This window comes from Plantibacter sp. MPB07 (assembly GCF_046619465.1).
Lineage (GTDB): Bacteria > Actinomycetota > Actinomycetes > Actinomycetales > Microbacteriaceae > Plantibacter > Plantibacter auratus.
In genome coordinates, this window is the sequence record NZ_CP177043.1 from 95,211 (window position 1) to 107,107 (window position 11,897).

General features: G+C 68.0%; 7 protein-coding genes. 4 read left to right on the top strand and 3 right to left on the bottom strand.

Going from position 1 to position 11,897, the window contains the following annotated elements:
- Positions 1-85 precede the first annotated feature (85 nt).
- Positions 86-1,690 (bottom strand): AMP-binding protein, encoded by a 1,605-nt coding sequence (locus ACLIME_RS00470; RefSeq protein WP_411557957.1) that lies wholly within the window; start codon positions 1,688-1,690, stop codon positions 86-88.
- A 72-nt stretch (positions 1,691-1,762) separates the two neighbouring features.
- On the opposite strand from ACLIME_RS00470, the gene ACLIME_RS00475 reads away from it, so the two are divergent.
- From ACLIME_RS00475 to ACLIME_RS00490, 4 genes are all read left to right on the top strand, one after another.
- Positions 1,763-2,665, top strand: coding sequence for a hypothetical protein (locus tag ACLIME_RS00475; protein WP_411557958.1), 903 nt, complete (start codon positions 1,763-1,765; stop codon positions 2,663-2,665).
- 2 nt (positions 2,666-2,667) lie between these two features.
- On the top strand, positions 2,668-3,330 hold the full coding sequence (locus ACLIME_RS00480) for a TMEM175 family protein (protein WP_411557959.1): 663 nt from the start codon (positions 2,668-2,670) through the stop codon (positions 3,328-3,330).
- Positions 3,331-3,759: 429 nt separating this feature from the next.
- Complete coding sequence (locus ACLIME_RS00485) at positions 3,760-5,286, top strand: AAA family ATPase (RefSeq protein ID WP_411557960.1); 1,527 nt, start codon at positions 3,760-3,762, stop codon at positions 5,284-5,286.
- Positions 5,280-6,119 carry an HNH endonuclease gene (locus tag ACLIME_RS00490; RefSeq protein WP_411557961.1) on the top strand — a complete coding sequence of 280 codons (840 nt, stop codon included), beginning with the start codon at positions 5,280-5,282 and terminating at the stop codon, positions 6,117-6,119. Before ACLIME_RS00485 ends, ACLIME_RS00490 begins: the two co-directional genes overlap by 7 nt.
- Before the next feature lie 36 nt (positions 6,120-6,155).
- On the opposite strand, the gene ACLIME_RS00495 is transcribed toward ACLIME_RS00490, so the two are convergent.
- Positions 6,156-6,929 (bottom strand): DNA-formamidopyrimidine glycosylase family protein, encoded by a 774-nt coding sequence (locus ACLIME_RS00495; protein ID WP_411557962.1) that lies wholly within the window; start codon positions 6,927-6,929, stop codon positions 6,156-6,158.
- A gap of 80 nt (positions 6,930-7,009) precedes the next feature.
- Entirely contained in the window at positions 7,010-11,854 is a 4,845-nt protein-coding gene (locus ACLIME_RS00500) for an ATP-dependent helicase (protein WP_411557963.1), read from the bottom strand.
- Positions 11,855-11,897: the final 43 nt, after the last annotated feature.

Genomic DNA, 11,897 nt, shown 5'->3' on the forward strand with positions numbered 1-11,897 from the left:
CGGCAGTCGGTCCTGACCGGCCTTCGGTCCCTGAGCTTGTCGAAGGGCGCCCTTCGACACTTCGACAGGCTCAGTGCGGCGCAGCTCAGGAACCGGCGGGGGTGGCCTCCGCGGCCCGGAGGTCCTTGCGGAGGATCTTGCCTGACGCCGACTTCGGGATGGCGTCGACGAACGCCACGCGCCGGATCTTCTTGTGCGGGGCGACGCGCTCCGTGACCCACGCCATGAGCGCCTCGGCGGTGACGTCCTGGCCCGGTTGCAGGACCACGAACGCCTTCGGCACCTCTTGGCCCTCGTCGTCGAGCACCCCGATGACGGCCGCGTCGGCGACCGCCGGGTGGCCGAGCAGCAGCGCCTCGAGCTCCGCCGGGGCCACCTGATAGCCGTGGTACTTGATGAGCTCCTTCAACCGCTCGATGATGCGCACGGTGCCGTCGCCGCGGACGGTCGCGATGTCGCCGGTGTGGAGGAAGCCGTCGTCCTCGAGGGTCTCGCGAGTGGCCTCCTCGTTGCCGAGGTACCCGAGCATGACGTTCGGGCCGGCGCAGAGCAGCTCGCCCGCCGCGCTCTCCTCGTCCGAGCCCTCGGCCGGGTAGTCCACCTCGGCGCCGGTCTCCGGATCGACGATCCGGCACTGCATGTTCGGGAGGGTCGTGCCGACGCTGTCGAGGGACGCCCCCTCGGCCTGGAACGCGATCGCGTGGCTGACCGGGCTGAGTTCGGTCATGCCGTAGCCCTGTCGCATCCGACAGCCGAGACGCTCCTCGACCGCCCGCCCGAGCGTCGCGTCCAGGGGCGCGGCGCCGGAGAAGATCGTGTGGACGCTCGAGAGGTCGAACTCGTCGACGAGCGGGTGCTTCGCGAGCGCCACCGCGATCGGCGGGGCGATGAACACGTAGCTGCAGCGGAAGTCCTGGATGATCCGGAGGAACTCCGCCAGGTCGAACCGCGGCATGGTCACGAGCGAGGCACGCCGCGACAGCGCGAGGTTGAGCAGCACCGTCATGCCGTAGATGTGGAAGAACGGCAGGACCGCGAGGATCCGGTCGTCGGCGACCATGCCGAGCTGGGGGATCGACTGCTGCACGTTCGCGACGAGGTTCCGATGCGAGAGCATCACACCCTTCGGTCGACCCGTCGTGCCCGAGGAGTAGGGCAGCACCGCCACGTGTGTGGCCGGGTCGAACGAGACGTCCGGTGCGGGGAGGCGGCGCAGGAGGAGGTCGCTCAGCGACGCGTGCCCCTCCGCGCCGTCGAGGACGACGACGCGGTCGGAGGGGATGCCGCAGGCGCTCGCCGCAGCCCAGGCCTGGGGGAGCAGCGGGGAGACGGTGAACAGCATCGTCGCGCCCGCGTCCCGCAGCTGCGCCTCGATCTCCTCGGCGTTGTAGAGGCCGTTCACCGTCGTCGCCGTCGCGCCCGCGCGCAGGATGCCGTGGAACACGGTCGCGAAGGCGGGGACGTTCGGCGCGTGGAGGGCGACGACGTCGCCGACCCCGATGCCGGCCGCCGCGAGGGCGCCGGCGAGGGCGTTGATCTGGCCGATGAGCTGTCGGTAGCTCGTCTCGGCGCCGGTCGTGCCGTCACGGAGGGCGATGCGGTCGAGGTCGCTCGGGGCGATGCCGCCGAACAGGGTGTCGTAGACGCTCAGGTCGGGGATCTCGACGTCGGGATGCGGGCTGGTGAACACGAGTGATCTCCTTCGAACACCGGTGATGGTGGAGTGAGTCTATCCACGCCGGGTGCTCGTTAGGCTGAACCCGTGAACACGTCCCGCCCCATCCTCGGTCTCCTGCTCGACGTCGACGGCCCCATCGCCAGTCCGATCACCCGGACCATCAACCTCCCGAGCATCGCGCAGGACCTCGCGACGCTCGCGAACGCCGGGGTGCCGATCGCCTTCAACACCGGGCGGAGCGACGCGTTCCTCCGCGAGGTGGTGGTCCCACCGCTCCTGGCCGCCGGGCTCGCGGACGACGTCCGGCTCTACGGCATCTGCGAGAAGGGCGCCGTGTGGTTCGGGTTCTCGGCGGCCGGGGTCGACGAGCTGAGCCTCGATCAGGACGTCGCCATGCCGGAGGGCTACGGCGACGTCATCGAGCGCCTCGTCGACGAACGGTACGCCGAGACGGTGTTCTTCGACCACACCAAGCGCGCGATGGTCTCGGTCGAGCAGCACGTCGAGGTGCCGGCAGCGGACTACGCGGTCGTGCGGAAGCACTTCGACGACGACGCCCGGGCCGAGCTCGCCCGACGCGGATTCGGGGTCGAGCACGCGCCCGGCCGCTACCCGGACGACGCCGGCCTCGTGCAGTACCGCATCGATCCCACGATCATCTCCACCGACATCGAGTCGGTCCGGCTCGGCAAGGACCTCGGCGCCGAGCGCGCGCTCGAACTCCTCGAGGCCGACGGCGGTGCGCTCCCGGTCGCCTGGCGCACGGTCGGCGACTCCCGGAGCGACTACGCGATGGCCGACTGGTTGTTCGAGCACGGGTTCGAGGTCGCGCACGTTGACGTCCGCCCCGCCGACGGCGTGCCCGAGAAGCCCTACCCGGTGCTGACCCACCCGACGCTCATCCACGACGAGGCGGGCGCGGCCTTCCTGGCCCGCTGGGTCGCCATGGTGCAGGGGACCGCGACTGACGACGCCGACGTGAGCTGACGATGGCCGGCGAGGAGGGGCGTCCGACGGGCCGCCGTCGACCCGGTCCGACGACGGAGCGCGGGCTCGACCGCGTCGTCAACTTCAGCGACGCCGTCGTCGCCATCGCGATCACGCTGATCATCCTCCCGCTCGTCGACCTCGCCCAGGAGTACGGTGGCGGCCCGGTGTCGGTGTTCCTCGGTGAGAACGCCACCGGGCTCGCGGCAGCCGCCCTGAGCTTCGTCGTCATCGCCACCTTCTGGCGCGATCACCACCGGATCTTCGAGCGCACCGTCGGCTACTCCCGCCGACTCGTGTCGCTCAACTTCGTGTGGCTCGCCGGGATCGTGTTCCTGCCGCTGCCGACCGTGCTCCTCTTCGACGCGGCCGGGAACGATCGCGGTGCCTCCATGCTCTACATCGCGACGATGCTCGTGTCGATGGTTGCGATGCGACTTCAGCAGCTGGTGATCCAGCGAGACGGGCTGCTCAGCGAGGAGGCCGCGGCGATACCGCCCCGGTCCTGGGTGCTCGTTTGGGCACCGACCTGGCTCATGCTCCTCGCCTTCGTTCTGGCAGCGACGGTGCCCGGTCTCGGCACCCAGGCGTTGTTCCTGCTGCTGCTGTCGATCCCGCTCGGGTGGTTCGGCGCGCGGCGGCACCCGGTCGCCTCCGGTTCCTGAGGCCGTTCCGGTCCCTGAGCGTGTTCCGACCCCTGAGCCTTTCCGGTCCCTGAGCTTGTCGAAGGGCGGATCGACGTGCGTCCTTCGACAGGCTCAGGGACCAGCCCCGGCCGGGTCAGGTCTGGCAGTGGGGGGCCCTCGGGTGGTTCGGTGGCAGGAGTAGAGATTGAGGATACTGACCCGGCACCGTCGGTAGTAAGTGAGATGATGCGTAATCGAAGTATCTGAAGATCGTGTTGGCCAGGTGCAAACACTTTGTCCAGAGACACCGCAGTCCAGAACAGGCTTCCGTGCAGCCGGACTAGATAGATAGTCTTGCCTAGAAAGATGCAATCGACGTGCTGAAGTGGGACCACCACTTAGGCCGTCTTCCGGGCGTCACTGTGGCGGATCCGGTACGCGCAACCCAGAGAAATGGTTGGTTCCGGTATGAAGGTTACGTTCAAGATTGGCGCTAACCGACCGCCAGCAGTATCCGGAAAGGTGCTTATCTACTTGCGCCGAAGCTCATGGAACGATTATGGCTTCGGAACAACATTTGAGGCTAGTGTCTCGTATTCAGGCGACTGGCAGCCGCTCGGAGTGGTGAAAATTGGACAGCGGGGACTTCGCCCGTCCCACGAGTTATCCCCCGCGGTGCATACAAGCTATGTCGAATTACCTAGCGACTTCTCGGAAGTTTCCGAGGAGCATTTTTCGCTCGGGCAAGATGCGGACTACTACGAGGTGCTCGTTGAGACGCTTGGTGTAGATGTGGCGTTCAAAGTGTTGACGGCTCTGCGTGATGTTGCGGTGTTACCCGGCCTATTCGAAGAAGTTCGGGGCGAAGATGTGTTGCAGTCATCTCTGATGAGATCAGTGTCATCTCGATCTCTGCACCAATATAGGCTTATTATCTCTGGTCAACAGCCTAAAGAAGACTTCCACCTTCGGTACAAGTTTCGGCCCCGGAGTGTCTCGGGGCCCGAGGTTACATTCCGTGTGGAACGCGGCCGACCGCTTCCGAGCAATGTTCACGTGCTTATTGGCTCGAATGGCACCGGTAAGACTACCACTCTCTCGAATATACGCTGGGCATTCGAGGATCGGCTCACAGAGTCCGATCCCGATAGTCCAATAGACTTGTCAGATAAGAGCCAGATTACATCGCTTTTGTCCATAAGTTTCAGTGCGTTTGACACTTTTCCGAATCGCGCACGCATGAGACGTGAGCAGCTCGACTTCCGTATCACAAATGTTCGCCTACCGTGGCTGGCTGATAATTCTGAACCGGTCACATCGACTCAGGATGCGCGGGTGCCGCGCGAGATTGAGATGGGCAATTACGTCGCTAGTGAGACCATGGGCTGTCTTGCCGAGCGTTCCGAGCGCCTGTTAGCAGCGCTCAGGCTTCTAGCGGATGCTGATCCCGTACTTGACCGACATGGAGTCGCAACTGCTGCGGGTTTGGAGGCGCTCGACTTCTCGCTTCTGAGTTCGGGCCACAAGATCGCCATCCTCATGGTCGCAACACTCGTCCGTTATTGTGAGGAGAAAACACTCGTCCTGGTCGATGAGCCAGAATCGCATCTACATCCTCCATTGTTGGGAGCGGTTACTCGGGCTCTATCTGACCTTATGGTGACGATAAACGGCCTTGCTGTTGTGGCCACGCATTCACCAGTCGTGCTCCAGGAAGTGCCTCGTCGATGTGCGTGGATCATTTCGAGCGACGGAAATGGTATCAAGGTTGAGCAGCCGATTCTAGAGACGTTCGGTGCGAACTTGGGGGTCTTGACGCGAGAAGTGTTTGACCTTGAACTCAGTCGGTCCGGCTACCATGCTCTGCTCAGGCAGGTCGCAGATACGTCGGACTCGTTTGAAGGCGCGCTCTCCTCATTGGATGGTGAGATTGGAGATGAAGCAAAGCTGCTCCTGCGGTCGATGATTCGACGACGTGAGGGAACGGCATGGTGACTCACCTGACGCCACTGGCTGTGAGTGGACAGTCGGTGCGAGATCAGTGCATGCTCGGCATGTTGGAAAACGACCGAAAGCTCCGGCTGCTCGCCGACCTTCCCAACGTTGCTCGCGAGGAGATGGCCTTGAGGGATGCGCTCTCAAGCGGCAGACACCGTGACCTTGTTCCGGTCTTTCCAGTGACGGACGATGTCAAGTCGGATATGGCCTGGCTCTATTCGGAACGATTCCGAGATAGTCCTGCTGCCCGAGATATCTGGTTGCGGATTGTCGGATTGGCGGGACGGCGGTGTCCCTTTTGTCACATTTCCAAACCGAAGACGGTTGAGCACTCATTTCCGAAGTCGCGCTATCCCCGGATAGCAGTCGATCCGTGGAATATGGTGCCGGCGTGCCGTGACTGCAATTTCGAGCGTAACACCGGAAGTGGCTCTATCTCGATTAGCCCATATTTTGACACTTGGTTGGTCAGTAACTCATGGCTGGTCGCGCGAGTGCTCGATCCGGGAAGACCAGAGGATCTGCAGTTTTCGGCGGTGCGCCATCCGTCCTTCACTGATGACCAGTGGCATGCCTTGAACGAGTTTGTCGACGACGTTGATCTGTTTGATAGATACGTCGGGTTGGCGATTGAAGCCTTCTCTGAGTTCGCGGTGAACCTGCGAGAGGCGTATCGAGTGCCAACCGTTGCAGACGCGACAGTAAGCTTGAACGATAGAGTGTCCTCGCATCTATTGTCGTTCGGAATCAACCGTTGGCAGACCGTTGCATATCAGGCGTGGCAGACAGCGGTGCACTCGATCGATTGGATCACTGCCGGCCAGCCCTGATTGACAGCACTTCTAGGGTTCACGATCTACACCGGGTCAGGTCTGGCAGTGGGGACACCAGTAGGTGTCGCGGAGCGCGGTCGGGTCGGCGCCGAGTTTGCCCCGCTGGATCCGGGTGCCGCAGCGGAGGCAGCGCTGACCGTCGCGTGAGTACACCCAGGTCTTCCGGCCGGGCCTCGTGTCGCCCGTCGTGACGCGGTTGCGGCGGTCGCGATTGGCGTTGATGAGCCGGTAGCCGAGGCGTACGGCGCCCGGCAGGTCGACCTCCGCGGTGGGCCTCGTCGGGAGGACCCCGCGGATGAAGCAGAGTTCGTTGACGTACTCGTTGCCGAGCCCCGCGAGGTTGCGCTGGTCGAGCAGCGCGACGTGGATCTCGCGGCCGTCGGTCTCGAGGTTGTGGATGGCACGCTCCTCGTCCCAGTCCGGACCGAGGAGGTCGGGACCGAGCCAGCCGAAGCGCTCTTCGTCCTCGCGCGAGGGGAACACCTCGACGAGGCCGAGTTCGAACCCGACCGTCACCCAGTGCTGCGTCGACACGATCGCGCGCGCCTTCCAGGCCGGCCGCCGCCAGTGCTCGCCCGGTTGGTAGACGTGCCACAACCCCTCCATCTTGAGGTGCGTGTGGAGCGTGTGGTCGCCGATATGGTGCAGGAGGTGCTTGCCACGTGGGATGACGTCGTGGACGACGTCGCCCCGCAGGTCGATGGTCGCGAAGGCGGGCACCCGCAGGTCGAAGCCGGTGACGACCTCGCCGGCGAGCGCCTGCCGCAACCGGTGCGCGGCTTGGAAGACCGTGTCACCTTCTGGCATGAACCGCTCCGTCCGTTCCGGCTACGGTGCCACCGGCAGGGTGTCCGGCGCAACCCGTGGCGGGACGGCCGTGAGCCGGTTCACCCACGCCGGAGCCGCAATCCACGCGGCGTCTCGACGAATCCGGCGTCGCGGAGGGCGTGGCCCGTCGGGGTGCCGAGCACGAAGGCGCCGTTGACCTGCTCGATGCCGAGCTTCTCGATGCGACCAGCGCGCACCGTGGACGCCAGGGAACGCGCCCCGGCGCGGAGCTGGTCATCGTCCTCAGAGAACACGAGCGCCGTCTTGCCACCGCGTTCCAGGTAGTAGACCGGCGCTCCGTCGACGAGGACGACGAGCGCACCCGCCTTCCGCCCCGGCCGGTGCTTCACCCCGGTGACCTCCTGGCCCGGCCAACCGAGGGCGGCGCCGTAGGGGTTCGCCGGGTCGGTCGCGGCGAGGGTGACGGCGTCGAGCGGTGGCTCGTCGTCGGTCCGGATGAACCCGCGCAGGCGGTCGACGGTGCCGGAGGAGGCGAACTGCGCCCCGCCGAGGCGTTCCACGAAGTATCCGCGACGGCAGCGACCGTTCTCCTCGAACTGCTTCAGCACGCGGTAGGCGAGGGCGAAGCCGCCAGTCACGCCCTCCGCGACGACGGACCCGCGCGTCACGACGCCGTACCGCTCGAGCAGGGTCTCGCCCGTGGCGACGGCACGGATGGTGGCGTCCTGCTCGGCCAGCGGCAGGATCGACCACCGGCCGCCGAGGGTCTGGCTCGCCCGCGTCGACATCGAGGGGCGCTGCAGGTTGCGGCCACGGTACAGCTTCGATCGCGGGGTCTGCCGTTGCACCCGGTGCGCCGAGTTCCCCGAGCCGGAACCCACCAGGGTGCGGAGCGGTGAGAAGGTGTCGTTGGTGACGAGCCCGGCCCACACGAGCTCCCAGAGGGCGTCGACGAGGAGCTTGTCGTCCGTCGAGCCGACCGACTCCGCGAGCTGCCGGAAGAAGTACGCGCCGCCCCCGCCGAGCGTCGCGAGCAGTTCGGTCTGCAGGGCGTCCGGGGTGTGCGGCGTCGGAGCGAGGGGCAACGTGAGGGGCGCCGTGTCGGCGAGGTGGAGCGCGACCCAGCCGTCGTTGCCGGGGATCGAACCGCTACCCGACCACACGACCTCGCCCGTCGCGGTGAGTTCGTCGAGCATGGCGGGACTGTAGTCGGCGACGCGCGAGGGCAGGATGAGCGACTCCCAGGCCGACGCCGGGATGGGCGCGCCGGCGAGCTGGTCGATGACCGTCGCGACGCCGTCGACGCCGCGGAGCGTCCCGCCGAGGTGCTGCCACACCGGCAGGAACCGGGCGAACGCCTGCTGCTCGACCGGCTCGACCTCGTGCCGCAGCGCGGCGAGCGAACGGATGCGGAGCTTGCGCAGCACGCCGGCGTCGCACCACTCCGTCGCATCGGTGGGGCTGCGGTCGGCGTCGTCGTCCTCACCCACCTGCTGCCGGCCGGCGGGGAGGAACTCGCCCTTGACCACGCGGCCGGCGTCGGCCAGCCGGGCGAGCGTGTGCTGGACCACCGCGGTCCCGAGACCGAAGCGCCTGGCCGTCTGCCCGGTCGTGAACGGCCCGTGCGTGCGCGCGTGGCGGGCGAGGAGGTCGCCCAACGGATCGGCGACCGGCTCGGTGAACGCGACCGGGACGCCGATGGGCAGCGGGGTGCCCAACGCGTCGCGGAGTCGACCGGCGTCCTCGATCGCGGCGAAGCGCTCCTCGCCGGCGATCGGGACGCGGATGACGCGCTTCGAGCGTTCGAGTTCGGCGACGGCGGCAGCCGAGCGAGCCGGATCGGGGGACCAGCCTTGCGGGTCGTCGCCGCGACTCGCCTCGCCGTCGGCGGAGACGGTGACGCCGTCGAAGGTCGTCCGGGCCGCGATCTCGTCGATGGTGAGCGGGCCGAGCATCCGCAGCGCGTCGGCGACGCCCTCGACCCCCTTGAGTCGACGCTCGGGGTCGAGACGCTGCAGCTCGAGCGCGGTCTGCTCGATGACGCCGGGGTCGAGAAGCTCGCGGAGTTCCACCCGACCGAGGAGTTCGCCGAGCATGGTGCTGTCGACCGCGAGCGCCGCGGCCCGACGCTCGGCCAACGGGCTGTCGCCCTCGTACATGAACGCGCCGACGTAGCCGAACAGGAGCGAACGGGCGTAGGGCGAGGGCTGATCGGTCGTGGTCTCGACGATGCGGATCGCGCGCGACTGCAGCTCACGCGCGAGGTGGTCGAGGGCCGGGAGGTCGTAGACGTCCTGGAGACACTCGCGGAGCGTCTCGAGGATGATCGGGAACGTCGGGTACTGCTTCGCGACCTCGAGGAGCTGCGCCGACCGCTGGCGCTGCTGCCAGAGCGGCGAGCGTTTCTGCGGCGAGTAGTTCGGGAGCAGGAGGGCACGGGCGGCGCACTCGCGGAACCGCGAGGCGAACAATGCCGACCCGCCGACCTCCTGCGTGACGAGGGCGTCGAGCTCCTCCGGTTCGAAGACGAAGAGTTCGGCTCCCGGCGGCTCGCTCTCGGTGTCGGGCAGGCGGACGATGATGCCGTCGTCGCTCGCCACCGCCGAGCCGTCGACCCCGAGGCGCTCCTGCACCCGAGCGCCGACCGCGAGCGCCCAGGGGGCGTGCACACGGAGTCCGTAGGGGGAGTGGAGGATGACCCGCCAGTCGCCGAGTTCGTCGCGTGAACGTTCGACGACGAGGGTCGTGTCGTTGGGGACGACGCCCGTCGCCTCGCGCTGCTCGCGGACGTAGGCGACGAGGTTGCTGATGGCCCGCTCGTCGAGGCCGGCTGCTTCGAGACGTGGGGTGGAGCCCGTTCCGGTGGTGTCGAGCTCGCGCACGAAGGCGCCGATGGCGCGACCGAGCTCGGCCGGGCGACCGATGCCGTCGCCCTTCCAGAACGGCAGTCGCCCCGGCTGGCCGAACGCCGGCGTCACGAGCACGCGGTCGTGGGTGATCTCCTGGATGCGCCAGCTCGTGGCGCCGAGGGCGAAGACGTCGCCGACGCGGGACTCGTAGACCATCTCCTCGTCGAGCTCACCGACGCGCGCGCCGGCGCCCGACTCGCCGACCATGAACACGCCGAAGAGCCCGCGGTCGGGGATGGTGCCGCCGCTCGTCACGGCGAGGCGCTGCGCTCCCGGCCGACCGGTCAGGACCCCGGCATCGCGATCCCAGACGATCCGCGGGCGCAGCTCCGCGAAGGCGTCGGAGGGGTAGCGTCCGGCCAGGAGGTCGAGCGTCGCCTCGAAGGCCGAGCGGGGCAGGGAGGCGAACGGGGCACTGCGCTTGACCGTCTCGAACCAGTCCTCCACGCCGAGTTCGTCGAGCGCGACCGCAGCGACCGTCTGCTGCGCGAGGATGTCGAGCGGGTTCGAGGGGACCTCGATCGCCTCGATGAGCCCGGCCTCCATCCGCTCGGTCGCGACCGTGGTGCTGATGAGGTCGGCGCGGTGCTTCGGGAACAGGACGCCCCGGGAGACCTCGCCCACCTGGTGGCCGGCGCGGCCGACCCGCTGCAGGCCGCTCGCGACGCTCGGCGGGGACTCCACCTGGATGACGAGGTCGACCTCGCCCATGTCGATGCCGAGCTCGAGGCTCGAGGTCGCGACCACGCAGCGCAGGCGGCCGGACTTGAGGTCCTCCTCGATGCCCGCGCGCTGCTCCTTGGAGACGGATCCGTGGTGGGCGCGTGCGAGGAGGGGGATGTCGTCGTCGCTCTCCTCGGTGGCCGGCCGGGCGGCTGCGGCCGCGACGCTCGTCGATCCGCGGGTCTGGCCGCTCTGGGCCATGAGCTGCGCCGGTGGACGCCCGGCACCGGGGGTCGTGAGAGTGGCGTCGCTGAGTCGGGCCTCGTTGATCTCGTTGAGCCGGGCCGTGAGCCGCTCCGCCAACCGACGGGAGTTGGCGAACACGATGGTGGAGCGGTGCGCGAGCACGCGGTCGACGATCGCCTCCTCGACGTGGGGCCAGATGCTGCCGACGCGGTCTTCACCGCCGCCGTCGCTGTTCGGGGTGTAGCCGGCGAACCCGCCACCGCTGCCGTCGTCGTCGGCCTCGCCGGGCGTCCGCATGCCGGCGTCGGGGTCGGTCATGTCGTCGACCGGGACGACCACGTGCAGGTCGAAGGTCTTCGCGGCCGGCGGGGCCACGATCTCGACCGGTGCGCGGCCGCCGAGGAACCGCGCGACCTCCTCGGCGGGGCGCACCGTGGCGGAGAGCCCGATGCGCTGCACCGGCTTCTCGAGCATGGCGTCGAGCCGCTCGAGCGACACCGCGAGGTGCGCGCCGCGCTTCGTCGAGGCGACGGCGTGGATCTCGTCGATGATGACGGTGTCGACCGTGCGGAGTGTCTCCCGCGCCGCGCTCGTGAGCATGAGGAAGAGCGACTCGGGGGTGGTGATGAGGATGTCCGGTGGCTCTTTGGCCATCGCCCGGCGGTCGGCGGACGGGGTGTCGCCCGAGCGGACGCCGACACTGATGGTGGGTGGCTCGGTGCCGAGGCGGCGCGCCGCCTGGGCGATGCCGACGAGCGGGGTGCGGAGGTTGCGCTCGACGTCCACGCCGAGCGCCTTCAGTGGCGAGATGTAGAGGACGCGGGTGCCGCGGGAGCGCTCGCGCTGGGCGGCGGCGGCCTCCGCCTCGTCAGCCTCGAGGCCGGTGAGCGGGACACCCGTGCGCGGCCGCACGGCGTGCTCGGCGATGGCCTCGGAGAGCAGGCGGTCGATCGACCAGAGGAACGCGGACAGGGTCTTGCCCGAACCGGTCGGCGCGACGACGAGGGCGTTGGCGCCGCGGGAGATCGCATCCCAGGCACCCGCCTGCGCCGGCGTGGGCGCGACGAACGCCCCCTCGAACCAGTCGCGCGTCGCGGGGGAGAAGCGCTCGAGCACCTCGGTCATGGGTTCCATCATCCTGCACCCCACCGACACCGCGACCGGCGTC

Excerpts from the sequence above, each read along its gene's own strand:
- ACLIME_RS00490 (WP_411557961.1), top strand. The coding sequence starts at position 5,280 with ATGGTGACTCACCTGACGCCACTGGCTGTGAGTGGACAGTCGGTGCGA.
- ACLIME_RS00500 (WP_411557963.1), bottom strand. The coding sequence starts at position 11,854 with ATGACCGAGGTGCTCGAGCGCTTCTCCCCCGCGACGCGCGACTGGTTC.
- ACLIME_RS00480 (WP_411557959.1), top strand. The coding sequence starts at position 2,668 with ATGGCCGGCGAGGAGGGGCGTCCGACGGGCCGCCGTCGACCCGGTCCG.
- ACLIME_RS00495 (WP_411557962.1), bottom strand. The coding sequence starts at position 6,929 with ATGCCAGAAGGTGACACGGTCTTCCAAGCCGCGCACCGGTTGCGGCAG.
- ACLIME_RS00485 (WP_411557960.1), top strand. The coding sequence starts at position 3,760 with ATGAAGGTTACGTTCAAGATTGGCGCTAACCGACCGCCAGCAGTATCC.